Genomic DNA, 23,088 nt, shown 5'->3' on the forward strand with positions numbered 1-23,088 from the left:
AGAGGTACGGGGCATCGTCGACACATGGTGGCGGGGCCCGGACTCGCTGGTGGCGCTGCACAACGGCGAGGCGGAATGCTTCTCCGGCCGCGTGCGCCGCGTGGCACTCGTGTACTCGGGACTCGACAAGTGGGGCCTGCACGGGCAATGAGCCCCCGGCGGCCGCGCGTTGGGGCTTCCCGACAACGCCCGCCCCCCTAACAAAGGGGGCGGCATCGTCCGTGAACCAGTACGCGGTTGATACGGATCTCTGAAATCGGCCGGCGATGCCCTTCGCTCCCCAGGCGGTTGCCTTGGTCAACGGGGCCGGAATCGCCCGCGTGTGAAGGCCTCGGGGCTACTCAGCTCCGTCGAGGGAGCCTTCGGCGTCGCAAGCAACGGGCTGCGGCGGCCCTGGATGACTCGCCATGGCCCGGGGCCCTGCCGGAATGGCTCCACGCTTGAACGCTTCAGGGGGCGCCAGGCTGTTGTCGGGGGTCAGGCCGCTGAGCTTGTCGGGGTTGACCTGGAAGCGCAGGTTGTGGATGCGGTCGTCGCCGAGGTCGAAGCAGAGGGCGCCGACGGTGTGTCCGTCGAGGGTGGCCAGGATGCCGAGTTCGCCGTTGATGATGGCCGGCTCCATGGTCAGGGCGGCCAGTTCGGGCTTGGCCAGGAAGCCCAGGAGCCAGCGCGCGACGTGGTCGATGCCGTGGAGCGGGCGACGGGCCGCGGTGACCTTGCCGCCGCCGTCGGACCAGGCGGTCACATCGGGGGCGAGCAGTTCCATCATGGCGTTCAGGTCGCCGCCCGCGCAGGCTTCCAGGAACTGGGCGGTGATCTGCCGGCGCCGGTCGGGGTCGGCGTCGAAGCGGGGGCGGCGGGACTGGACGTGCGCGCGGGCACGGTGGGCGATCTGACGGACGGTCGGCTCGGGGCGTTCGAGGGTCTCGGCGATCTCGCTGTGCGAGTAGCCGAAGACCTCGCGGAGCAGGAAGACGGCGCGTTCCACGGGGTTGAGGGTTTCCAGTACGACCAGCATGGCGGTGGAGACGGAGTCGGCCAATTCGGCCTCCGAGGCGATGTCCGGGGACGTCAGCAGGGGTTCGGGGAGCCACGGGCCGACGTAGGTCTCGCGGGTGGCCCGCTCGGAGGTGAGGCGGTTCAGGGAGAGGTTGGTGACCGTGCGCACCAGGTATGCCTTGGGGTGGCTGATCGCGTCGCGGTCCGTGGTGCTCCACTTCAGCCAGGCGTCCTGCAGGACGTCCTCCGCGTCGGTGACGCTGCCCAGCATCCGGTAGGCGGTGGCGAACAGCAGCCTGCGGTGTTCGAGGTACGGGTCCTGCCCGGCGCCGGTGTCGATCACCGGCTCATGCTGCCAGCGTCGCGAAGCGGACGGCAAGGCGTGGATCACGGCGCCGGGAGCGGGCGTGCCGGTCATGCCGCGGGCCTGCGGGTGGCGCGGCCGCCCTTGGAGACGATGGTGGTGACGTTCATGCGCTTGCTGAACCGGTACGTCACGAGGGGGCTGGCGCTGACCGTCTCCTTGTACGCCACGGCACCGCGGCCGGTGAGGTGCAGGCGGCGGGGAGTGAAGTCGGTCCTGGTGAACTGGATGACGGCGTCCCTGCGGCCGAGGCTGACCGGCTGATGGTAGTAGCCGAAGCGGAACGGCTTGACGGCCTTGCCGCGTACCAGCCGCGCGATGGTGTCGGCGGTGTACTGGGCGGTGGGCAGTCCGCTCTGGCAGGAGCCGTGGAGCTGTCCCCAGGCCAGGCGGACGGCGGCGGCGTCGCCGATGGCGTGGATGTCCGGGTGGGACACTGACCGCAGCGTGGCGTCGACCAAGATCAGACCGCGGTCGTCGGTGGCGATCCGGGCGTCGGCAGCCAGCGGCGACACCTTGACGCCGGCGGTCCACAGGCAGGCGTCGGAGCGGATGATCCGGCCGTCGGCCAGCTCGACGGTCTCGGGCAGCACCTTGGTGACGCGGGCGCCGGTCTCCAGAGTGATGCCGAGGCGGTCCAGCGCGCGGTGGACGTGGGCGCGGGCCTTGGCGCCCATCATGCCGCCGGGCTCGTCCGGGCTGATCAGCGTGACATCCAGACCGGGGTGGCTCTCGGCGATCTCGGTGGCCGCCTCGATCCCGGTCAGGCCGGCGCCGCAGACAGCGACCGTGCCGCCGGCCGCGGCGACCTCGGTGAGCCGCGCGGCGAACCGGCGGGCGATCTCCGGGTTGTTGAGGGTGAATGCATGGACGTCGGCGCCGGGGACGTTGCCGGTGTCGGCCTGGCTGCCCAGCGCGTAGACGAGCGTGTCGTAGCCGAGGGACATGGCGCCGTCGACGGTGATGCGCCGGGTCTCGGGGTCGATGGCGGTGACGGTGCCCTGGACGAACGTGACACCGGTACCGGCGAGCAGGTCGGGGATCCGGTGGTCGGCCAGCTGCTGCCCGGCGGCGATCTGGTGCATCCGCAGCCGCTCGACGAACCGGCTCGACGGGTTGACCAGGGTGATCTTCACACCGGTCCGGCGGGTGCGGTGGGCCAGCCGGACAGCGCTGAACATACCCGTGTAGCCGGCGCCGAGAACGACGATGTGGTGGCCGTTCGTCATCTCAATCTCCCAAGGTCGGTCACTGGCCTCGGTGCCGGTGACGCCCATGGGACAACCACCCCCCACCGGACGTGACAGGCCGCCGATATGACCCACGTCACACCGAGCGCCGGTGCTGGCGGGCCGGAAAGAATGCACCACCCGCCGGGCCGTACCGGGCCCGGCCCAAACGGAGCTGGACGCCCAAGACAACGGCTGCTGCCGCGGCCTTGAGCCCACGAACCCCTCCGCCCCCGACGAAGCCGAACTCCGCGTACGACTCCAGCACCAGATCCTCGACGGCGCAGACTGACAGGCACTCACACCTTCGTTGGGTGATCAAGCGCGCCGCTCACCAGTCCATCCGCACAATCCCAGCTCACAGCCCATTCGCCGCGCAGACAAGCCAGCCGCTGGCGCAACCAGACACGCCGCACCGCCGCACTACAGACCCGGCACGAACCACACCCCCACTTCACCAGCACCTTTCAGCACCAGGCCAGCACCACGACTTCAGTAAATGAACAGCCCACCCACCCCCATCAGGCCCGCTCCCCCACTGAAACCAAAACACCGACCGCTGAAAACCAACCGCCCAACATCGCACCGCTCCGCAGCAACGGTGTCACCGCAAGTCGGACATGCGACAGCGGTTCACAGCTCTACCCCTACGCTGACTGCCTCTCACTTCCCTTGTGGGCTGTGTCTTCTGCGGTGACGTTCCATGCTGCGCGCCGAGCGGGTCGTGGACGGCATCGACGAGGCAGACCGCGATGTCGCGGCGCGCCTCGTCGGGCAGGCCCTTGTAGAGGCCGCGCTGGTCAGCGCAAACGTGGAGCCAGTAGGGGTCCATCTCCGGGCAGCCGGGCCGTTGCGACGGCCCGGCTGCCCGGGGCGGTCCATGCCGCGCAGCCGATCTGGTTCTCCGCCGGTCGGTCGCGCCCGAAAGCCGCGAACTTTGCCACCATGTCGGTGACAGTCGGCTTGTCTCCCCTCGTGGCCACCACAGAGGGTGTGAGGACGCGCTTGACGATAGCTTGGATCTGTGCGCGCGCGGCCGCGTAGTCGTCGGTGTCCCGCAGGGTCATGTCCACGTAGGCCTGCCGTGCCGGGCCCTTGAGTCCGCGGACGATGGTCCTCAACTCCACGGGGGCGGGGAAGCCGCAGATCTTCCACCATGCGCGGATCCAGGGGATGAGGTCGCTGCCGCTGATGCCGCAGGCTTCCAGGAAAAGGATGTACTGCAGGAATTCCCGTGGGACCGTGCGCCCCTTGGCGATGGCGTGGGCCGTGCTGCGGGGCAGCTCGCCGTGAGTACCGGCGGACCTTTCCATGGATCGGAACGAAGGTTCCCCCGCCCGGCGCCACGCATCGCGCAGTGCGCCGCTCAGGTCGCTTTCGTCGCGGGCGAGCTGCGGCTTGGGCAGGACCTTCGATCGGCGAGAGCGGCGTCGGGCCTCGGCGACGGCCTCCGCCGCCTCCTTGTGCAGTCTCGCCGCGGCCTGGGCAGCGTCATTGTCCTTGCTGATCGTCGCGCAACCGAGGGCGTACACGGTCGCCACCGCGGGCGAGGGGAGCGATTTCCCGCTCGCCGCGCGCTTCAGGGTCGCTGCCGAGTAGCCCATGTGGGAGGCCAGGTCCCGGTAGGTCAGGTGCGCAGCGTGCCGCATGGCCCGCAGGTGCTCCGCGAACCGGCCCAGCTCGGGCACGGTGTGGTCGACTGGTGCTTCCGGACGCGCCATGGGGCCCTCAGCTTCCCGAGCCGGACGCCAGGGCGTTCAGCAGCCGCAGCAGCCGACGACCGGTACCGCCGTTGCGGAGGCGGACGGTGAAGAGGCACAGGACGGCCACGCCGGTCAGGCCGGCGACTGCCAGCAGGACGAGGATGTCGTGGACTGTCATCGGCGTGAGCAGGCGCAGTACGACCGCAGCGGTCAGGAAGCCGAGGATGACGAAGGCCTGCGCCATGCCGAAGCGCGTCTGGGCCCCGGAATCGGAGGTGACCGCAACCGCAGAGCTCTGGTCCATGGAGGACCCCTTTGCATGTGGGGCGGCAGCCCGGGGGCCGCCGCCTGCTGGTGAGAAGCGAACCGGGAGATCGCGGGACGGCTTGGCATGACGTCCCGGACGCGATCGTGGGTCCGGCCGGCACCAAGGGGTACGGCCTGTTGGCATACAGTCCGCTGGGATCCCCCCGGGGCCCGCAAGTCCCCAGGTTTCCAGGGCCGAACGGCCTGCCGTTAATCCCTCTGACGTTGGCTCAGGCGCCGTCTCTATTCGCTTGCCGACGCTTTTGGCGGCACTGATCTGCGGACTTCTTCCGGCGCCGGAGGGTTGGCTCACGCTCTGTCCCGCTCGTGTCTTGGACGAAGGCGGACGCCGGGTTCCACACTGACCATCACGAACCGACTTTGTACAAAAGCGGAGTCGTGGCCCTGCATGGCATCGCTGGTGAGGCTGGACCGGGGTAGATACAACATGGCCGCGATTGGCACGCGGCCAAACAGATACCGGGCCGGTGGCCGCCGCTTGGCAGCGGCGATCACCGGCCCGAGGCACGAGCAGACCGTGCAGTGGCAGTGAGGCCCGACGGTGACCGCCGCCCTCTGGTCGGGGAGCAAAAGCGGCCCCGGGCCGGGCGGGTTCCGGGGCCGCGAGCGGGGCGAATCCTGTCCAAAGGCCACCGGGCCGGACCCGCACACGCGTCACGGGGGTCAACGCGTCCGACGGCGCCGGGTCACGGGCCTGTCAGGCGTCGGCCGCTCCCAAAGGCATCCGTGTGAGGCTACTCAGCGTCCGGCAGGCCGAAGTGCGTGACGCGGGACCGCCCGGACATCACCTCGCCCAGCTGGCCGGCTTCCCGCGCATTGCGGACCAGGATCTGCTGGAACTCCAGCTGCGGCGAGAGGCAGACCAACTCGGGGCAGGGGCGCACGATGCCGTACAGCAAGCGGAGCCTGCCGAGCGTGGTCGCGGCAAGCATGGCGCCCGCTTGCCCCGCGGGACCCCACCAGGCACAGGTTCACCGGCGAGCTACGGGCCTGACCAACGTGACATGCCTGCCCGCCCCGAGTCCGGACCGCTGGTGCCGAGGTGCCATGGGCTGCACCACGCTCGCGGCAACGACAACCGCCCCCGCGGGCCTCAACCCGGATGCCGTGCGACGCCGCCCCGGCCCCTCCGGGGCGCGGACCGTACTGTGCGCCGGCCTGCAGCGACTACGGACATCGAGCCGGGCGTCCGAGCTCGCCCTACGGCATCCAGGACACGCCGGCGGACGGCGGGAAGTCGGCGTAGCCCTGGCCCGTCCAGACCGCGCCGGTGACGGTGGTACCCGGGTCAGCCAGGACCGGGGCGCAGTATTCGTACGAGGCGCCGGGCCCGAAGTGGTCCGTCTTCGCCTTCGCCGGGGAATCGCATGGGCCGAACCCCCCGAAGACAACCAATTTGCCGGCCTCGGTACCGTCCTTGAGGAGCCCCGTCGGCGGCTCAATGAAGGCGTGGGAGAGATCCGTCGTGCCGGCGTTCTTGATGACGGAGCGCACGTAGTACGGCGTGGCCCTGAGCTGGTCCTTGCTCAGTCCCGACAGCCCCTTCAAGTCTGCCCGGCTTCCCTTCTCGATACGGGTGACCGTCACCTGGAGGATGCCCTTGTCACTGGCGCCTTCATACGTGAGCAGGGCCGGGTGCCCCAGTTCCACCTTGGCCCCGCCCTTGAGGGTGCCGCCGGCGTTGGTGCTCGACGCCGGTGAGGGTGTCGTGGACGTGGAGGGTGCGGCGACACTCGTCCTCGCCGGGGAACTGGGGCCGTCGCCAGAGCCGCACGCCGCAAGGGTGAGAGCAAGACCGATGGAGAGAGCGAAGGCAGTGGTACGGAACCCGTAAGACATCAATTCCGTCTTCCTGTCGATGACTTGTGAACTCGCTGAAGAGCGGCACCGCTCCGACCTCCATCATCGGCCTTCCGCAATCACCGCAGTGCCGCGCCCCGCGGGCAGCGGCGGTGCAGTTCCTCTGCCCAGGTGCGGAGCTGGTCTTCGAGGGCATGGTTGTCGCCGCGGGCCACGGTCTGGAGCACCATGGCGCACACGACGGCTTCGGCAGCGAGGCCGGTCGGGCTGCCCAGAACGGGCAAGGTGTCGCGGACGCAGGCAGCGGTGTCCGGCTGGGGCAGCGTGTAGGCGTAGAGGGTTGCTGCGTCGAAACCCTCCGGAGCGCGGCCCAGCCCTCCCAGTCCAGTAGCCTCAGGGGTGCGGTGAGGTTCGCCCAGTACAGGTCGCCGTGGGCGGTGGTCCAGCATGCGACGGCTGGTGCCGGGATGCCGACGAACTCGGGGATGGCCCGGTCCATGTACTGCTGCCGTACGGCGACACGGTCGGTGTCGGCTACCGCCACTTTCTCCAGCGTCCCGGCGAGGTCCGTCCACCACTCGTCGGACAGTTGGAGGCCGTGCTGGAGGATCGGGTCGCCGGACAGGAGCAGCTCATCCACTCGGGCGGAGAGCTCCGCCCGGTAGGCGGTGCCGTCGTCGAACATGTCGTGCACGCCCAGGAGCGCGGGCCGGTGCCCGTCGAGGTCGCCGAAAGCGTGCTGGGTATCGACGGCGCCGTCCCACAGCTTCCCCCCAGGCCTTGTCCACTGGTGCGGAGACCAGCCGCAGCCACGTGGGGCCGTCGGCGGCGGTGCGGGCCGGGGCACCAGGGTGCGCCCGGCCCACCCCCAGAACTCTCCGGCCGGTTCGACCTGGACCGCCAGGACCTTTGCGGCGCGCGCATGGTGGGCACGCATCCGCCGTTCGGTGTCCGGGTCAGTGGGAGGCGAGTACACCGGTGATCTCCCGCAACTGGGCGGCGGTCAAGGAGGGTTGAGCAACAGCGTCGGTCGCCTGCCTCCGGTGTGGCGCAGTGGAGGCCGCGATGAGGACGTCCGTCACCCCTGGGCATGACGCGACCGCCAGGACGCACGCCTGTGCGGGGGTCAGGCCCGACCCGATGAGGTGTCCTATGAGCTGTGCTAGCCCTCACGCCCTATAGCGCGCTAGCTGGCGCCCATTTCTTGAACAGCCTCGGCAGCCCCCAGGGAACCGGGGTGAGTTGCCCCACCTCTCAAACCGTAGATGGCCTGTGGAGGAGATACGCCGGTAACTGACTCGCGGGAAAGCAACTTCCGCGCCGAAACCCACGTCTGCCAGTGGGAACGGTACCGAACCCCACCGACCCATACATGAACGGAGCTTTCAGTGCTCACAGGACTGCTCACCGCCGTGGCAGCATCGATCTGTTACGGCACGGGCTCCGTCCTACAGGCCGTCGGATCACGGAAGTCAGCCCGCCGGGAGGCCCCCGCGGGCAGCGTGACCCAGCACGGCGGCCCGAGCCTGTCGTCCACCGCGAAGGCTGCGATGACCTGGGAGTTCATCGTCGGGACCATCCTGGACTTCGTCGGCTTCGGGCTCGGCGCACTGGCGGCGCGCCTCCTGCCGCTGTTCCTGTCGCAGACCGTGATCAGCGCCAACTTGGTGATCACGGCGGTGCTGAGCATCAAGCTACTCGGCATCCGGCTCAACCACGCCGAATGGACCTCGATCGCCGTGGTCTGCTCCGCGCTGGTGCTGCTGGCGACGGCGGCGGGCCCGGAAGGCAGCGGCGACACCCCGACCTCCACGCACTGGTGGCTGCTGGGGATCTCGCTGCTCCTGATCGTGGGCGGCACCGTGGTCGTACGCCTACTGGGGGCGCGCGCCGCGATCCTGGCCGGCCTGCTGTCCGGACTGGGCTTCGGCGCCCTCGGTGTCGGGGTCCGGGTGCTGAACGGCATCGACCCATTCGACCTGGGAGCGCTGCTCTGCGACCCGGCGCTCTACGCGATCCTGGTGGCTGGCATCGGCGGCATGTACCTGCACACGGTCGCCCTGCAGATCGGCTCGGTCAACGGCGCTACCGCCGCGCTGGTCGTCGGCGAGACCGTCCTGCCGGGCATGATCGGCGTGCTGTGGCTCGGCGATGCCTCCCGTCCAGGCTTCGCCTGGGCGGCGATCACCGGGTTCGTGCTCGCCGTATCGGGTGCGGTGGCAGTGGCCTGCTTCGGGTCCCCGGAAGGGCACGGCAGCGGCCCTGCGGCGGCGCCCGTGACACCTGCCGAGGACGCCCGCACGTCCGCGCGGGTCTGACCCGGCACCAGATACGCAACGCAAGGCCGGGGGAGCGTTTCGGGCCCGCCAGACCTTGCGGTAGCAGGCGCCGAACTTCCAGCGCTTGGCTGCCGTACGGGAGCCATCGTTTGCGACACAGCTCCCCCCACAGGCCTGGTTGAGATCCTGTTGAGATTCTGGATCTCGCCAGTGATGCTCCTCCCTCCACTTGATTGAGCGTAGAAGGAAGTGGAGAGGGTGACGAGCATGAGCACGCGTATGGCTTGCCCGGGAAGGCGACAGGCTGAAGTGGACATGATCGCCTCATGAATCAACGCTCGGTGACCCTGGACAAGATCACTTTGGAGGATTGGCCAGCCATTCACTCGTGGGCGTGTCTGGCGGAGGCTTGTCGCTATCAGACGTGGGGGCCGAACACAGAGGACGAGACGCGAGACTTCGTGGGAGGCGCAGTCAAAGCCTGGTCGGACACCCCCCCCAGCGCCGGTTTTCCTATGTAGCCCGCCTCGGGCGGGATGTGGTGGGCATGGGTGAGTATGGGGGCGAGTTTCAGCAACGGTTGTCGTTCAGCGCGGGCAGCACCCGGCCGACGCCGAGGGAACGGACTTAGCCAAGCTCCGCCGGAAGATGCACCACAGCATGCTCGGCAACTGCTACTGCGCTCGCCTCATTGAAATGGACTGCGACTTGGAGTCGATCTGCGAGTACTACACCTCTTCGTCACCACCATCGGGTTCCGGCCCACGCTCGAACGCTGGCGGGATGTCGCGGCGGCCAAGGGCCAAATCGCCCGCGAGCAGATCTTCGACGGCCTCCTGGCCCGACTCGGCCTACAGGCCGGGTGACGGCATCATCCGTCGGGCGGGACGCCAAAAACCCGTGTTCCGATAGCGCCACCAGTAGAGGACAGTGCGATCGTCGGGACACGCGGCCAGCTGAATGCCTGTGGGCTCGAAGTGGTCTCGCTCGGGATTGATAGGGCGCCAGCTTCGGTCCATCGGTTCGTCGTCCTCAGGCGGGCGGACATGCTCCACGGACCGTTCCTCGCAAGCTCCGAAAGCCTGGTAGTTCTCCTGGGCCTCGATCAGCGAAGGTCGGTTTGCTCCGCCTGAGTAGTCCGGCCAACGAAGCTGGATAGCGTCGTCCTCCCAGAAGCAGACTGGACAGATCTGATACGAGCCCGGCGGCTCATCCATAGTCAGACGGCCACAGCTCACGCAGGGGTACTTCAGGATCACGCCCGTCATCCTGTCCGACCCCACCGCGAGGACCAACTGGTTTCTAGGGAGTTGACAGGGAGACCCGCATATTAGATGGGTGCCCAGGGGCAGGGTTCGCTACGACAACTTGAAGGCCGCGGTCGTCAAGGTGATCGGGTTCGCCCGGGAACGGAAGGAGAGTGCACGGTGGCTCGCCTTCCGTGAGCACTACGGCGTCGACAGTTTCTGCTGCCGCCCCGGCCTGGCCGGCGCCCACGAGAAGGGCGGCGTCGAGGGCGACATCGGCCGCTTCCGCCGCAACCATTTCGTTCCCGTCCCGGAGGTCGGCTCGCTGGCCGAGCTGAACACGCTGGTCGAGCGGTGGGACGAGGAGGACGAGGCCCGCCGGATCCGGATGCGGCCACGCACGGTCGGGGAGTATTTCGCCGTCGAGCAGCCACTACTGGCGCCGCTGCCCACCGAAGTGTTCGACGCCGGGCAGGTCATCGAGACCCGGGTGGACCGGCACAGCCGCGTCTGGGCCCGGGCCGGTCTCTACTCGGTGCCGGCCCGCTACATCGAGCGCAGGGTCCGCCTCGTGCTGCACGCCAACGAGCTGGCCGTCTACGACGGCCCCACCGAGATCGCCCGCCACGAGCGGCTGGTCGCCAAGGCCAGCGAGCGTCTCGAACTCGATCACTACCTGGACACGCTGCTGCGCAAGCCGGGGGTGCCCTGCCCGGGGCGACCGCGCTGGAACAGGCTCGCAGGCGGGCAAGTTCACCCCGATCCACGACGCGTGGTGGTCCGCCGCCCGCAAGGCCCGCGGGGACAAGGCGTGCACGAAAGCTCTGATCGAGGTGCTGCTGTTGCACCGGCGTATCCCGCACGAGCACCTGGTCGCCGGGCTCGCCGCGTCCTTACGGGTGGGCGCGCCGACCGCGGACGCGGTCGCCCTGGAGGCCCGCAAGGCCGCCGAATCCGATGATGATGCCGCCCTGGTCCAGCCCCAGGAGCCGTCTTCCGTGGCCCCGTTGACGCAGTGTCGTCTCACTCACCTTCCGCCCGAACTTCGGCCGTTGCCCTCGCTGGCCGCCCATGACCAGCTGCTGCACCGTCGTCCCGCCGCGCCGAAGGAGTCGCTGCCGTGAGTACTCCCAGCCGTCACCGGATGAGCGAGCAGGCGGCGGAGACCGCCGTGGTCGGCGCCTGCCGCATGCTGAGGCTGCCCACCATCCGTGCGAAGTTCCCCGACCTGGCCGAGCAGGCGTCCCGCGAGCAGATGTCCTACCTCACCTTCCTCGCCGAGCTGTTGCCGGCCGAGTGCGACGACCGGGCCCGGCCCCGTTCCGAGCGCCGGATCAAGGCCGCCGCGTTCCCGAGGCAGAAGTCGGTCCGGGAGTTCGACTTCGACACCCACCCCAGCATCGACCCCGCCGTGATCCACACCCTGGCCACCTCCGAGTGGGTGAAGAAGGCCCAGCCCCTCTGCCTGATCGGAGATTCCGGCACCGGCAAGTCCCACCTGCTGATCGCGTTGGGCACCGAGGCAGCAATGGCTGGTTTCCGGGTGAAGTACACCCTGGCGACGAAGCTCGTGAACGAACTGGTCGAGGCAGCGGACGAGAAGCAGCTGAGCCAGACCATCGCCCGCTACGGACGCGTCGACCTTTTGTGCATCGTCGAACTCGGCTACATGGAACTCAACCATCATGGCGCCGAGTTGATGTTCCAGGTGCTGACAGAACGGGAGGAGAACAAGGCCATCGCGATCGCCTGCAACGAGTCCTTCGGCGGCTGGACCAAGACCTTCACCGATCCCCGGCTCTGCACCGCGATCGTCGACCGGCTCACCTTCAACGGCACGATCATCGAGACCGGCACCGACTCCTACCGACTCGCCCACACCCGGAGCAGTGCCGAGCAGCCAGCCGCTGCCTGACTGTCCTCTGACGCTGAAACTTGACCGATTGCCACTGATTCCTAATGCCGTCTGTCAACTCGTCCGAGCAGCTTCGTGGGCGGTCAGGCGGACAACGAAACGAGAGTCGTGACGATGGACCGCTTGCGAAGTCCTTCCGCCAGATGCGCCATTTCCACGGACGTGCCGACCATGCCGGCTCCACTCAGCTCGGCGGCCGTCAGCCGGGCTTCGCCCAGCGACAGGTGGCGCATTTCGCGCAGGGCTCGCAACACGGGGACGAGACTGGCTTCCTCGGTCGCCAGGCGAAGCCGAGTTGCCCCGTGCTCGGCAAGCAGTGCCTGTCTGATCTCTTGGGGAGCTGGGCCTGCGCCCGTCTCGCACCACGCGTTGGGGCAGGCTTGGCATCGCCCTTCAATGCCCCAGCGCAGCTGGCCCCGGTCGACGAACTGACCAAGATCGCGGACCAATACGCCACCACAGGCCACGCAGGTCGAGGTGACCTTCACTCCCTGTGTGACGGTGATCATTGGTATTTCTCCCCACGATGTCGTTCTGTCTGATCCTGCCGCAAGCACTGCAGGCCGGCGACTGAGTTGTCCGCGGATCAGGGTTCGGCAACGGGGCGTCATGCGACGAGTGGTTCCGGTGGCGCGGCCTGGTAGCACCGTCCATCGCGGAGGAGAGCCCACAGGACGTTGACGCGGCGGCGGGCGAGGGCGAGGACGGCCTGGGCGTGGAGTTTTCCCTCGGCGCGTTTGCGGTCGTAGAACTGACGCGACTCGTCGCAGTGTCGGATGCTGAACAACGCCGACGTGTAGAAGATGCGTTGGAGGCGGCGGTTGTATCGCTGCGGGCGTCGCAGGTTGCCGCTGATCCTTCCGGAGTCGCGGGGCACCGGGGCGACGCCGCCGAAACCGGCGAGGCGGACGGCGGTGCCGAAGACGGTCATGTCGCCGCCGGTGGCGGCCAGGAACTCGGCGCCGAGGATGACGCCCATGCCAGGCATGCTGTTGATCACGCCGAAGGCGTGGTGGTCGCGAAACCGGGCCTCGATCGCCTTGTCGAGCTCGGTGACCTGCTGGTTGAGGAGCATCACCTCCTTCGCCAGTGTGTGCACCAGCTCGGCGGCCAGCTTCTCGCCGGGCAGGCTGGTGTGCTGCCGTTCGGCGGCCTGGACGGCGGTCTCGGCGAGCCGGTCGGGGCGGACGGCGTGGCGGTTGCGCAGCCAGGTCTCGAGCCGCTTGGCGCCGATTCGGCGGATGGCCGCAGGGGTCTGGTAGCCGGTCAGCAGGGTGAGCGGGCCGGCGTTGGTGAGATCCAACGCCCGTTCCAGGCCGGGGAAGAGGCTGGTGAGTTGGGCGCGGAGGCGGTTGACGGTGCGGGTGCGGTCGGCGACCAGGTCGATGCGGCGGCCGGGAGGATCTTGAGGTCGGTGATGGTGTCGTCGCCGGTGCGTAAGGGGTGCAGGTCGCGTCGGACGCGGACCTGATCGGCGATGACGGCGGCGTCCTTGGCGTTGGTCTTGCCCTCGCCGCGGTAGCTCTCGGAGGCGCGATGGATGGCCCAACCGGAGATGTAATGCAGCGGCTGGTCGTGGTTGAGGAGTATCGCGATGACCAGGGCGGCTCCGCCGTCGGCCAGGTCGATGCCCCAGGTCACCTCGTCGCCCAAGGCCAGGACATCGGCCAAGAGTTCGAGCAGTTCGGGTTCGTCATTGGCGACGCGACGTGACAGCAGCCGGTGGCCGCTCTCGTCGATCGCGGCGCAGTGGTGGTGGGCTTTGCCTGCGTCGATGCCAGCCCAGATCGCGGCCATGTGGTGCCTCCGTGCGGTGTGCTGCTGGTTCCTCCCACGGACGACCTCGCTGTCGATTCCCTACGGAGCGATCATTCGCAATTCCTAATTGGCAGCCGAGTCGTCGTGGGGCGCCGGGCGGCCAATCGATGGAAGCCTCGAACGGCAGAAGTTTGAAAGCCACACCCGGCACCCCTGGGTGGGTGAACCATACGAAGGGCGCGCCGCCTCCCGCAGACAACGTAGGGAAGTTTGACCTCTGTGTGAGCCACGACCCTTCGTCCGTTCCCCTTCAGGCCCGCGGATATGCTCGCGCCATGCGACGACAGGGACGAATGGTCAAGGCGGCTCGCTGGCTGGTGGTTTGGGCTGTGTTCACCGTTGTCATGCGCTTCGTCACCGGCTTCGCGGACATCTACAGGGGCTGGTTGACCACGGCGGTGACGTCCGCGGCGGTGGTGGCCTCCTGGATCCTGGTCCCGTGGTTGCGGTCCCGCAGGGAGCGCAAAGCCACAGCACAGTAACCAGACGGCGAACTTCGAGCGCTGTCCCCCGGATGAAACTCGTCGGTCAAACTTCAAGTGGCAATCGGTCAAGGTTCAGCGTCAGCGGACACTGACTGCAGCCCCGGCGGCGTTGCTGAAACTCATCGACATTGCAGACGCCGACCCCACCCAGTCGTTGCTGGAACTCACCGGCAGGCGTTGCTGCCCGTCATCGACATACTCAAACCGCTTGGCCGGCATTCCGCAGCGGCACCCGGACAGCCCCTTCAGCAGCGGTGCAGTTCCTCAGTCCACGTCCGGAGCTGGTCTTCGAGGACAAGGCTGTCGCCACGGGCCACGGTCTGGAGCATCATGGCGCACGCGACGGCTTCGGCGGCCACGCTGGCCGGACTGCCCAGGACGGGGAAGGTGTCGCGGACGCGGGCGGCGGTGTCCGGCTGGAGCAGCGTGTAGACGTAGAGGGCGGCCGCGTCGAAACCCTCCGGAGCCCGGCCCCAGCCCTCCCAGCCCAGAACCGCAGAGGCGCGGTGAGATTCGCCAGTGCCCCTCTCAGCGGGCCGGACCATACTGAACGCATGGATCGCGGTGACGAAAACGACGACCTCCCCAGTCGGCCCGGGGAAGGAAAGGGATCACCTCAGGACCCAGGAGCTCGCCGCGATGCAGCGTGAGCTCATCGACGGCATCGCCAGCCCGGCGGCCTCATTCCGCCCCTCGCGCAGCCAGTCGCCACCGCCGCGCCCGGCTGACGCAGTGGCCCGTGGCCAGCACGGTAGAACAGGTCACCCCGACTGGTGGCAATTTGCAGACGCCGCTCAGCGGACGCTCAACCCAAAGATCATCCCATCCCATCAGCCAACGTGACAGCGCCTGGTGACGTGGTGACGGTCAGCGGCACGGCACCCTGCACTGGAGGCGGACGCATCGTGCTCGGCGACGTCACCGGCCGGATCCGGGCCGCGGGAGACTCCCGACCGCCGGAACGCCGGTGGCCCGCCCTCCATCTGCCTTGGGGATCTTCAGGCTTCAGCCGTCAGCGCGTTCAGCGTCCGGCGGAGCCAGGCCAGAAAGGCCGGGCGGCTCGCCAGCATATGGCCCGCCGGGACGATCTCGACCAGGCAGTCGGCCGTAGTCTCCTCCGACCAACGGTGCAGCCCGGCCGGGTCGACCAGCGGATCGCTCTCACCCGCCAGCGCCCGAACCGGGCAGCTCAGCACGGGATGACGGCCGCGTCGATAAAGCTCGGCAAGCCGGGCGTCGGCGCGCAGTACGGGGAGGAAGGGGTCGATCAGATCCGGCTTGTCGAGCAGGGCGATCGGCACGCCGTCGAGCTCCCGCAGCTGTTCGAGCAGCCGGTCCCTCGGCAGACCGTACAGTGGTATCGAGGGGTGTGAGACGCCAGGACCGTTGCGGCCGGAGACCAGGAGGGCGGCCGGCTCGCCCAGGGAAGGGCGCAGGGCGTGGGCGAGTTCGTAGGCCAGCAGAGCGCCGAAGCTGTGGCCGTAGAGGAGGTAGGGGCCGTCCGCCTCGGCCCTGATCCGTGTGGCGAGGTCCACGACGAGGGTGGCAAGCCGGTCGGGGGGCGGCTCGTCCCAGCGCGTGCCGCGGCCGGGCAGTTCCACCGGGCGGACGCGGACGTGGGAGGCAACATGGCGACTCCACGGAGCGAACCCCGCTGAGCTGCCGCCCGCGTGCGGCAGGCAGAAGAGCTGGGGTCGCACCGGCCGGCTCCTCACGTCCGCGACCGAGTCGCCCGCTGATCCGAGGTGGTGGACCGTTGGCAAGCCGTCTGTTCCCGAGCCGTCTGCTCCGCGGTCGTCCATGGCGGGCCTCTCCGAGCCAGGGCTCTGTTTCAGTGGCCGGGCAAGTGGGTGGAGTGTTCGCTGTGGTCGGTGAGAAAGTGCTGGGCCACGGGCGCGAGGAGGGCGATCAGGTCGTCCATGTCTGCGGACGCCAGCGGTTCCACGGGCGTGATGTGCCGCACCACCATGAGCCCGATCAGCTGGGCGCCGATCATGACGGTGTGGGGGCAGGGTCCGGAGGCGTCCGGGAACAGGCGGCGCAGGGCTTCGGCGAGGTGTTGACCGGCGTCCCTCTGTGTCACCGAGCTACGGATCAGGGCAAGGACCGCGCTGCGCCGCTCCTCGGACTCCCACAACGGCAGTTCGCGGCGGAGCAGTTCCTCTCCGGTGAGTTCCGGGCCGCCGGGTGCCGCGTCGTCCCGGGCGTACACGACGAGTCGGCTGGCCTCGCGCAGCGCCGCGGTGAGCACACCGTCCCTGGAACCGAAGTAGTAGTGGACCAGGCTGGTGTTGACCCCGGCGCCGTGGGCGATGCCGCGTACGGTACTGCCCCCGAAACCGTGTTCCGACAGCTCCTCCCGAGCGGCTCGGAGGATGAGGGCACGGCTGGCGGTGCGGTGCGGGAGGGGGCGCTTGCTCCACTTCCCGGCCTCAGCTCCGTACGGCATCGACGCCTCCTGTGGCGGCCACCGCGGCGAGCACCGCGGCGAGTTGGGACTCCAGGCTGAACTCGTCGGCCTGGCAGTCCGCTTCGCCGCTTGCCGCGGCCAGCCTGTGCAGGGCTCCGGACTCGCACAGCACCGCCAGCCCGAGCAGTTGGGCGGCCACCATGGCACGGCCCAGCTGGTCGTAGTTCAGCTCATCCTGTTCCAGGTCGGCAGCCGGCTCCCAGAGCAGCCCGGTGACGTAGGAAACCAGGCGGGACCCGGTCGGCCCGTCGGTCAGGGCGGAGGCCACCAGGGCCCGCCGGCCAAGCGGATCGGTACTCCACAGATCCCTCAGCCGCCGGGTCAGCCGGGCGGCCTGCGAGCCGGTGTCATGCTCGGGGGCGTCGGGCAACGGGCCGTCCGGCGTGTCGGGTTCCCCGGGCGCCTCTCGGGTCCCGGTGGCACAGCGGCTGGGCTGCAGGGCGGTGCGCAGCAGGCTGTTCCGGGAACCGAAGTAGTGGTGGATCAGCCGGATGTCCACCTGAGCTCTTCGGGCCACGCCACGCGTCGAGGTGCCGTTGTAGCCGTGTGCCGCCAGCTCTTCCCGTGCGGCGTCCAGGATGCGGTCTCTGGTCGGTCGACCGTTCACGGGCCACCCCTGACGAAGAAGGAATTCATCGAACAGTGAGTTAATACAGTAGGTGGTCCTCCGTGTCCGGGACACCTCGGAGGCAAGACATGGCCGGGTTTGACCGGCGGGCCTGGCCGGAGCTCGCGTGCGCCCGGCCCGACCGTCACACGACGCCGGACCGGGCAACCGCCGCTCAGGCGGCCGGCGCCGAGGCGGTCAGGCCCGGCCGGCAGGGTCGCCCTGCAGCGAGACCACCAGCCGGGAAATCGCATCGAGATTCTTGAAGTGCGCGCCGACGATTTTCTCCGGCGGAACGGCAACCCCGTAGCGGTCAAGAATGTAGGAGATCAATTCTGTGGTGGTGAGCGAGGTGAGTATCCCCCATTCAAGGAGCGGAGTGCCGGGCTGGAGGCCACCTTCCCCCTCGGGGAGGAAGCGCGTCTCCACATAGCCCGTCAAATCGGCGATGACCTCGTCGAACCCCGGCAGGTTGGTACTCTCCGGCATGCGCGTGACCTCCGTTGATCTGACCGCAAGGAATGGATTGCCGCGCGGACCATGATGTCCGCGAGCCTTACACTAGCCAGCACATTCGGGCATTTCTTCGGCTCAGTTGATGAACTCGGGACCAGTCCTTTCGGATGAGTCCCGGGACAACTCAGTCCATCCGGCGATCAGTTCCTCGGCGACCGCCGCGGCGAGTCGAGGGCCCAGCGGAACATCGTGGACGAGAAAGCGCCCACTGCCGGGGCCGCCTACTGTGATCACCGCAGAGCCTGCCTCGTACGGCCTTACGTCGAGCCGTGCGAGCCCGCCCGCGAGGCCCGTGCCGACCGCCTTGAACACCGCCTCCTTCCGGACCCAGCAACGGTAGAAACGACGGAGTCGCCGCACCGGGTCCGTGTCTTGGGTGACGTAGATCCGCTCGTCCGGGGCCAGGCAGGTGTCGATCAGGCCCTGGAACGCGCTGAGTGGCCGGATCTCTTCGACATCGGCACCCACCCGCTGCCCCTCCGTGGCGACCGCCAGCAGCCAAGTGGCATGGCTGCGGGAGTGGTTGAAGCCGAGCACGGCAGGCGGGGCCACGATGCGCGGACGGCCGTGCTCACCACTGCCGCAGCCCGGACACTGTTCGCGACCGAAGCGGATCGCCTCGGCCGAGCAGTGCAGCAGCCCTGCGATGATCCGCCGTACGGTGGCGTGAGCGTAGACGTAGTGCCCGGCCTCGGCGGGGTCCATGAAGCGGTGGGCACGGGCGCGTTCCTCCGGCGAGAGAGCGATCCAGTCCCGGGCCGTCGGCCGGCCGGCGGTACCGTGCCACAGGCGCAGACAACGGCTGACACGCAGCGCCGATGTCACGGCCGGAGCTTCGCCAACGAGAGCCGCCCGGTGTCGCCTTCCGGCCGGGCCGGGTCCTGGCTGTGGGTCCCGTCGAGCGGAGCGGCGGTGTGAGTGATCCCCAGCCTGTGCAGCAGCGGCCCGGCCATCGCCGTGGTGACCAGCGCCATGATCACCATCATGGAGAACATCTCGGTGTCTATGACGCCCAGTTGGCGCCCGATGTCGAGCATCACGATCTCGGTGAGGCCACGGGTGTTCATCAGGGTCCCGAACGCACCGGCCTCCCGCCAGGACATCCCCGACATCCGGGCGGGCAGCACGGTCCCGGCGTACTTGCCCACGATGGCGGTGCACAGGATCAGCCCCAGGTACGCCAGCCCCGCCAGGCCGAGCACCCCCACGTCCACGGACAGTCCGGTCACGATGAAGAAGACCGGCAGCAGCAGCGCCACGACCCCGCCGAGCGGCATCGCCACCCGCCGGTGCAGATCCTCCCGGGACTCTCGCGGCATGACCAGTCCGAAGGCGAACGCCCCGAAGATGGCGTGGATGCCGATCCAGGAGGTCACCCAGGCGGACAGGAAGACTCCGGAGGCGATCAGAACCAGCAGATTCGCCCCGGACGCCGCCCGGGGCGACCGGCCGATCATGAAGCGCAGCAGGCGCCGCACCGCGATCCCCATCACCAGGCCGTACGCCGCCGTGAGGCCGAGGACCGTCCAGAAGTGCCCCGGACCGCCCGCTTCGGAGACGGCCACCACCAGCACGAGGACACACCAGGCCAACACGTCTCCCACCGCGGCGCACGCCATCGCCGTGGATCCCACGCGGGTGCCGGTGAGTCCGCTGTCCTTGATGATGCGGGCCAGCACCGGGAAGGCGGTGATGGCGAAGGCCGTGCTCAGGAAAAGGACGAAAGCGGTCGTGCTGCGCTTGCTGTCGGCGTAGCGCCCGGCGAGCAGGGCCGCTGTCCCGGCTCCGAGCAGGAACGGCACGGCCATGGACAGCCCGGCCATGCCCCCGACCGACCGGCCGCGTCCACGCAGCCGGCCCAGGTCCATCTCCCAGCCGGCCAGGAACATGAAGAGAAGCAACCCCACTTGAGATACGGCGGAGAGCATGGGCCGTGCCTCGTCGGGAAAGATCCGCCCGGGCAGGTCCCCGGGGAGCAGGCCGAGAAGACTCGGTCCGAGCATGATGCCGATGGCGATCTCCGCCACCACCGGCGGCTGGCGGAACCGTCCGCTCAGCCTGACGAACAGGCGGCCCGCGAGCAGCACGATGGCCACGTCGGCCATGGCTATCGCTTCCACGGGAAGTCCCTCCGCTGCCATCAGTCCTCCAGACGTGTCGGCGTGCCGTACGGCGCGTCCGGCCATGGCACGGGAGTGAGGATTCTTCCGAGGGGGACGGATTCCCCACCATTGGCCTTGAGAGCGAAACCTGGGCCGTCCATCAGCACCTATGAGGGGCCGGGAGGAGGAGACACGGTAGAAGGGATGAATTCTCGGCCGTGCCGATGTGCTTCACCGGTTTCGCACGGCAGGGTTGCTGTGGGCAGGGCGCCTCGCGGCGTCGTGCGCGGGCAAAGTACTGGACGGTCCGTGAGCGGATCGGTCCGACGCCGGGGACACATCCCGCTGCGTGGCCGGCCCGACGAAAGCCGAAACCGCCGCGCCGGGCCCCGCAGTATCCCTGACGAACCGTCAGAGGCATCTCTGGCGCACCATCAAACGATCGTGTATCGGGGAATCTTATGGATTTCGAATGGTCCGCTGATCAGGAGGGACGTCATCGGCAGATGCTGGAGGACGTCCGCCGCGCCTTCCCCGCCGGGCGCGTTCCGCAGGAGCCGTTCAGCCGGACGGACTGGGGGACGCTGGGACGCCTGGGGCTGCTCGGCGCGTGTCTGCCCGACAAGTACGGCGGACTGGGGCTCGGAGCACTGGACACCGCGCGACTGTACGAGGCGTTGGGTGAGGGCTGCAGCGACACCGGGCTGGTCTTCGCGGCCAGCGCGCATCTCTTCGCCTGCGCCGTGCCGATCTCGGAGTTCGGCTCCGACGACCTCAAGTCCCGTTGGCTGCCCGGCATCTGCTCCGGAGAGGTCATCGCGGGGAACGCCATGACCGAGGCCGACGCGGGCTCCGATGTGTCGAAACTCCGGTTGACCGCCACTCCGGTGGACGGCGGCCACCTGCTGAACGGGGAAAAGAGCTTTGTCAGCAACGGCCCCGCCGCCGGCCTCTTCGTCACCTATGCGACGACCGACCCGGAGGCGGGCCATCTCGGGCAGACGGCCTTCGTGATATCCGCGGACACGGCAGGCGTACGGGCGGGGGAGCCGTTCGACAAGATGGGCCTGCGCTCCACCCCGGCCGGTACCGTGACGTTCACCGACTGCTTCGTACCCGCCCGTCAAGTGCTGGGTGTCCCTGGGATGGGGGCGACGATCTTCCAACATTCGATGGGCTGGGAGCGGGCCTGTCTGTTCGCCGGCTACGTCGGGATGATGGCCCGGCTGGTCGAGCGGACCGTCGAACATGCCCGGCGGCGGCGCCAGTTCGGCCGTCGGCTGGCCGACTTCCAGGCCGTGTCACACCGGATCGTGGACATGGCGATGCGGCTGGAAACGGCCCGGTTGCTGCTCTACCGCGCCTGTTGGGACATGGACCAGGGTCGGCCCGCCCGGTTGGCAGTGGCGCTGTCGAAACTCGCCGCGTCCGAGGGCGCGGTGGCCAACGCCCTGGACGCGGTACGGATATTCGGTGGAGGCGGCTTCCTCGCGGACGTCGGTGTGGAGGCCGAGCTGCGCAACGCCGTGCCGAGCCTCCTCTTCTCCGGCACATCGGAGATCCAGAAGGAACTGGCCGCGAAGGAGCTGGGACTGTGAGGCTGCATCAGCTGGTCAGCGACGTTGCCCGGCACACCCCGGAGGCTCTGGCTGTGCACGCCTGGGACGGGCGCCTGACCTACGGCGAACTGGACGCACTCGCCGATCGCTACAGCGCGGCTCTGGCCGCGCGGGGTGTCCGGCCGGGCGACCGGGTGCTGTTGTGGGCGGGGAAGAGCACGCACGCCGTAGCGCTGATGCAGGGGTGCCTGCGGCGCGGGGCGGTCTATGTGCCGGTGACCGAGTCCAATCCGCCCGTCCGGGCCGCCCGGATCGGCCGGGGCTGCGGCGCCGCGCTGACCGTCACGGATGCGGGCGGGGCAGTGCGCGCTGCGGGGGCGGAGTGGAACGCGGGCCCATTGGCGACACTGGAGGAACTCCTGACCGAGGAGACGGGAGCACCTTCGGCGCCGGCGGATGGATCCCCGGACGACCCCGCCTACATCCTCTACACCTCGGGCTCCACCGGGGAACCCAAGGGCGTGTGCCTGAGCCACCGCAATGCGCTCGCGTTCGTGACCTGGGCCTGTGAGCTGCTGGATCTCGGGCCGCGGGACAGGCTCGCCAACCACGCCCCCTTCAACTTCGACCTCTCGGTCTTCGACCTCTACGCCGCGTTCCACGCCGGGGCCTCGGTCTTTCTCATCTCTCAGGAAATGGCTTACGCACCGGAGCAGTTGGTGCGGTTCCTGCGCCGTCACGAGCTGACCGTCTGGTACTCGGTGCCATCGGCCCTCTCACTGATGATGTCCAAAGGAGGGCTCTTCGACGAGGTCCCGCCGCCGGCTCTGCGGGTCTGTCTCTTCGCAGGTGAGCCGTTCCCGCTTCCGCTGGTCCAGCAGCTGCGTGCCCAGTGGCCCGGGGTGCGGATGTTCAACTGGTACGGCCCCACCGAGACCAATGTCTGCACCTCGTACGAGGTGACGCCGGCCGTTGTGCGGCGCTCCACGGCCGTGCCGATCGGAACGGTCTGTTCCGGCGACTCGATGACGCTGGCGCCGCAGGACCGGGAAGGCGAGCACGAGCTGCTGATCTCCGGCCCGACGGTCATGCTCGGCTACTGGGGCCAGGAACCCCACACCGGGCCGTATGCGACGGGCGACATCGTGCGGGTCGGCGAGGACGGGAACCTGGAACTCATCGGCCGGCGCGACCACCTGGTGAAGGTGCGTGGCCAGCGGGTGGAACTCGGCGAGGTGGAAAGCGTTCTCGGTGCCCATCCGGGAGTGGAGGACGCCGCCGTCGTGGTCGTCGGGTCCGGCCTGGAGGCCGCGCTCCACGCGGTGGTCACGAAGACGTGCCCGGAGTCGTCCGTCTCGCTGCTCGGGCTGAAGGAGTGGTCGGCGCAGCGGCTGCCCCCGTACATGATCCTGGACGCCCTGCACGTGGTCGATGAGTTGCCGCGCACCGGGAACGGCAAGAAGGACCGCAGGCGTATGGTCCAGGACATCACGACGGGCCGGACAATGATGTGACGGAGAATTTCGCCGCCAATATCGGAACCACGTGTGGGGATAAAAGTGAGAGCCTACCTGAATAGGGCAACGCCGCTTCGGTGGTGCAGGACAGCAAGCCGCTGACCTGCTCGGACCGTCCGACAGGATGATCGTCAGACTTCCCGTTGAAGCG

21 protein-coding genes and 1 pseudogene are annotated in these 23,088 nt (G+C 68.8%); 5 read left to right on the forward strand and 17 right to left on the reverse strand.

Annotation, left to right across the window (positions count from 1 at the left end; all coding sequences use genetic code 11):
• Positions 1-337: 337 nt before the first annotated feature.
• The 7 genes from IPZ69_RS15130 to IPZ69_RS15160 form a co-directional block, all read right to left on the reverse strand.
• Positions 338-1,342, reverse strand: coding sequence for an RNA polymerase sigma-70 factor (locus IPZ69_RS15130; RefSeq protein WP_235454638.1), 1,005 nt, complete (start codon positions 1,340-1,342; stop codon positions 338-340).
• Between the two features lie 71 nt (positions 1,343-1,413).
• On the reverse strand, positions 1,414-2,592 hold the full coding sequence (locus IPZ69_RS15135; protein ID WP_235454639.1) for an NAD(P)/FAD-dependent oxidoreductase: 1,179 nt from the start codon (positions 2,590-2,592) through the stop codon (positions 1,414-1,416).
• A gap of 800 nt (positions 2,593-3,392) precedes the next feature.
• Positions 3,393-4,313 (reverse strand): helix-turn-helix domain-containing protein, encoded by a 921-nt coding sequence (locus IPZ69_RS15140; RefSeq protein ID WP_235454640.1) that lies wholly within the window; start codon positions 4,311-4,313, stop codon positions 3,393-3,395.
• A gap of 7 nt (positions 4,314-4,320) precedes the next feature.
• Positions 4,321-4,599 (reverse strand): hypothetical protein, encoded by a 279-nt coding sequence (locus tag IPZ69_RS15145; protein WP_235454641.1) that lies wholly within the window; start codon positions 4,597-4,599, stop codon positions 4,321-4,323.
• 757 nt (positions 4,600-5,356) lie between these two features.
• Entirely contained in the window at positions 5,357-5,554 is a 198-nt protein-coding gene (locus IPZ69_RS15150) for a hypothetical protein (RefSeq protein ID WP_235454642.1), read from the reverse strand.
• Between the two features lie 268 nt (positions 5,555-5,822).
• A complete protein-coding gene (locus IPZ69_RS15155) occupies positions 5,823-6,461 on the reverse strand; it encodes a hypothetical protein (RefSeq protein WP_235454643.1) in 639 nt (212 codons plus the stop codon).
• 80 nt (positions 6,462-6,541) lie between these two features.
• Positions 6,542-6,871 (reverse strand): hypothetical protein, encoded by a 330-nt coding sequence (locus IPZ69_RS15160; RefSeq protein ID WP_235454644.1) that lies wholly within the window; start codon positions 6,869-6,871, stop codon positions 6,542-6,544.
• 939 nt (positions 6,872-7,810) lie between these two features.
• Here IPZ69_RS15160 and IPZ69_RS15165 point away from each other — a divergent pair.
• On the forward strand, positions 7,811-8,740 hold the full coding sequence (locus IPZ69_RS15165) for a hypothetical protein (protein WP_235454645.1): 930 nt from the start codon (positions 7,811-7,813) through the stop codon (positions 8,738-8,740).
• An 812-nt stretch (positions 8,741-9,552) separates the two neighbouring features.
• Here IPZ69_RS15165 and IPZ69_RS15170 read toward each other — a convergent pair.
• Entirely contained in the window at positions 9,553-9,969 is a 417-nt protein-coding gene (locus tag IPZ69_RS15170) for a CPCC family cysteine-rich protein (RefSeq protein ID WP_268834604.1), read from the reverse strand.
• 70 nt (positions 9,970-10,039) lie between these two features.
• On the opposite strand from IPZ69_RS15170, the gene IPZ69_RS15175 reads away from it, so the two are divergent.
• Positions 10,040-10,909, forward strand: coding sequence for a Mu transposase domain-containing protein (locus IPZ69_RS15175; RefSeq protein WP_235454646.1), 870 nt, complete (start codon positions 10,040-10,042; stop codon positions 10,907-10,909).
• Positions 10,910-11,092: 183 nt separating this feature from the next.
• A complete protein-coding gene (gene istB, locus IPZ69_RS15180; protein WP_235454706.1) occupies positions 11,093-11,863 on the forward strand; it encodes an IS21-like element helper ATPase IstB in 771 nt (256 codons plus the stop codon).
• Positions 11,864-11,946: 83 nt separating this feature from the next.
• On the opposite strand, the gene IPZ69_RS15185 is transcribed toward istB, so the two are convergent.
• The 9 genes and pseudogenes from IPZ69_RS15185 to IPZ69_RS15225 form a co-directional block, all read right to left on the reverse strand.
• Positions 11,947-12,372 carry a hypothetical protein gene (locus IPZ69_RS15185; RefSeq protein ID WP_235454647.1) on the reverse strand — a complete coding sequence of 142 codons (426 nt, stop codon included), beginning with the start codon at positions 12,370-12,372 and terminating at the stop codon, positions 11,947-11,949.
• A gap of 98 nt (positions 12,373-12,470) precedes the next feature.
• Positions 12,471-13,660: pseudogene (locus IPZ69_RS15190) on the reverse strand (IS110 family transposase).
• Between the two features lie 751 nt (positions 13,661-14,411).
• On the reverse strand, positions 14,412-14,711 hold the full coding sequence (locus tag IPZ69_RS15195) for a hypothetical protein (RefSeq protein WP_235454648.1): 300 nt from the start codon (positions 14,709-14,711) through the stop codon (positions 14,412-14,414).
• 453 nt (positions 14,712-15,164) lie between these two features.
• Positions 15,165-15,866 carry a thioesterase II family protein gene (locus IPZ69_RS15200; RefSeq protein ID WP_235454649.1) on the reverse strand — a complete coding sequence of 234 codons (702 nt, stop codon included), beginning with the start codon at positions 15,864-15,866 and terminating at the stop codon, positions 15,165-15,167.
• Between the two features lie 131 nt (positions 15,867-15,997).
• On the reverse strand, positions 15,998-16,615 hold the full coding sequence (locus IPZ69_RS15205; RefSeq protein WP_235454650.1) for a TetR/AcrR family transcriptional regulator: 618 nt from the start codon (positions 16,613-16,615) through the stop codon (positions 15,998-16,000).
• Complete coding sequence (locus tag IPZ69_RS15210) at positions 16,599-17,243, reverse strand: TetR/AcrR family transcriptional regulator (RefSeq protein ID WP_235454651.1); 645 nt, start codon at positions 17,241-17,243, stop codon at positions 16,599-16,601. The genes IPZ69_RS15205 and IPZ69_RS15210 overlap by 17 nt, the downstream gene beginning before the upstream one ends.
• 198 nt (positions 17,244-17,441) lie before the next feature.
• On the reverse strand, positions 17,442-17,732 hold the full coding sequence (locus tag IPZ69_RS15215; RefSeq protein ID WP_235454652.1) for an acyl carrier protein: 291 nt from the start codon (positions 17,730-17,732) through the stop codon (positions 17,442-17,444).
• Between the two features lie 102 nt (positions 17,733-17,834).
• On the reverse strand, positions 17,835-18,584 hold the full coding sequence (locus IPZ69_RS15220) for a 4'-phosphopantetheinyl transferase family protein (protein ID WP_235454653.1): 750 nt from the start codon (positions 18,582-18,584) through the stop codon (positions 17,835-17,837).
• Positions 18,581-19,900 (reverse strand): cation:proton antiporter domain-containing protein, encoded by a 1,320-nt coding sequence (locus tag IPZ69_RS15225; protein WP_235454654.1) that lies wholly within the window; start codon positions 19,898-19,900, stop codon positions 18,581-18,583. Before IPZ69_RS15225 ends, IPZ69_RS15220 begins: the two co-directional genes overlap by 4 nt.
• A 467-nt stretch (positions 19,901-20,367) precedes the next feature.
• Between IPZ69_RS15225 and IPZ69_RS15230 the strand changes: the two genes are divergently transcribed.
• On the forward strand, positions 20,368-21,459 hold the full coding sequence (locus IPZ69_RS15230) for an acyl-CoA dehydrogenase family protein (protein WP_308407468.1): 1,092 nt from the start codon (positions 20,368-20,370) through the stop codon (positions 21,457-21,459).
• Positions 21,456-22,934 (forward strand): AMP-binding protein, encoded by a 1,479-nt coding sequence (locus tag IPZ69_RS15235; protein WP_235454656.1) that lies wholly within the window; start codon positions 21,456-21,458, stop codon positions 22,932-22,934. The genes IPZ69_RS15230 and IPZ69_RS15235 overlap by 4 nt, the downstream gene beginning before the upstream one ends.
• Positions 22,935-23,088: the final 154 nt, after the last annotated feature.

This window comes from Streptomyces olivochromogenes, from assembly GCF_021538895.1.
Lineage (GTDB): Bacteria > Actinomycetota > Actinomycetes > Streptomycetales > Streptomycetaceae > Streptomyces > Streptomyces olivochromogenes_A.

Bases quoted from the DNA above. Each gene is read 5' to 3' on its own strand.
- IPZ69_RS15135 (WP_235454639.1), bottom strand. From the start codon at position 2,592: ATGACGAACGGCCACCACATCGTCGTTCTCGGCGCCGGCTACACGGGT.
- IPZ69_RS15140 (WP_235454640.1), bottom strand. From the start codon at position 4,313: ATGGCGCGTCCGGAAGCACCAGTCGACCACACCGTGCCCGAGCTGGGC.
- IPZ69_RS15145 (WP_235454641.1), bottom strand. From the start codon at position 4,599: ATGGACCAGAGCTCTGCGGTTGCGGTCACCTCCGATTCCGGGGCCCAG.
- IPZ69_RS15150 (WP_235454642.1), bottom strand. From the start codon at position 5,554: ATGCTTGCCGCGACCACGCTCGGCAGGCTCCGCTTGCTGTACGGCATC.
- IPZ69_RS15155 (WP_235454643.1), bottom strand. From the start codon at position 6,461: ATGTCTTACGGGTTCCGTACCACTGCCTTCGCTCTCTCCATCGGTCTT.
- IPZ69_RS15160 (WP_235454644.1), bottom strand. From the start codon at position 6,871: ATGCTGGACCACCGCCCACGGCGACCTGTACTGGGCGAACCTCACCGC.
- IPZ69_RS15170 (WP_268834604.1), bottom strand. From the start codon at position 9,969: ATGACGGGCGTGATCCTGAAGTACCCCTGCGTGAGCTGTGGCCGTCTG.
- istB (WP_235454706.1), top strand. From the start codon at position 11,093: ATGAGCGAGCAGGCGGCGGAGACCGCCGTGGTCGGCGCCTGCCGCATG.
- IPZ69_RS15185 (WP_235454647.1), bottom strand. From the start codon at position 12,372: ATGATCACCGTCACACAGGGAGTGAAGGTCACCTCGACCTGCGTGGCC.
- IPZ69_RS15195 (WP_235454648.1), bottom strand. From the start codon at position 14,711: ATGGTCCGGCCCGCTGAGAGGGGCACTGGCGAATCTCACCGCGCCTCT.
- IPZ69_RS15205 (WP_235454650.1), bottom strand. From the start codon at position 16,615: ATGCCGTACGGAGCTGAGGCCGGGAAGTGGAGCAAGCGCCCCCTCCCG.
- IPZ69_RS15215 (WP_235454652.1), bottom strand. From the start codon at position 17,732: ATGCCGGAGAGTACCAACCTGCCGGGGTTCGACGAGGTCATCGCCGAT.
- IPZ69_RS15225 (WP_235454654.1), bottom strand. From the start codon at position 19,900: ATGGCAGCGGAGGGACTTCCCGTGGAAGCGATAGCCATGGCCGACGTG.
- IPZ69_RS15230 (WP_308407468.1), top strand. From the start codon at position 20,368: ATGCTGGAGGACGTCCGCCGCGCCTTCCCCGCCGGGCGCGTTCCGCAG.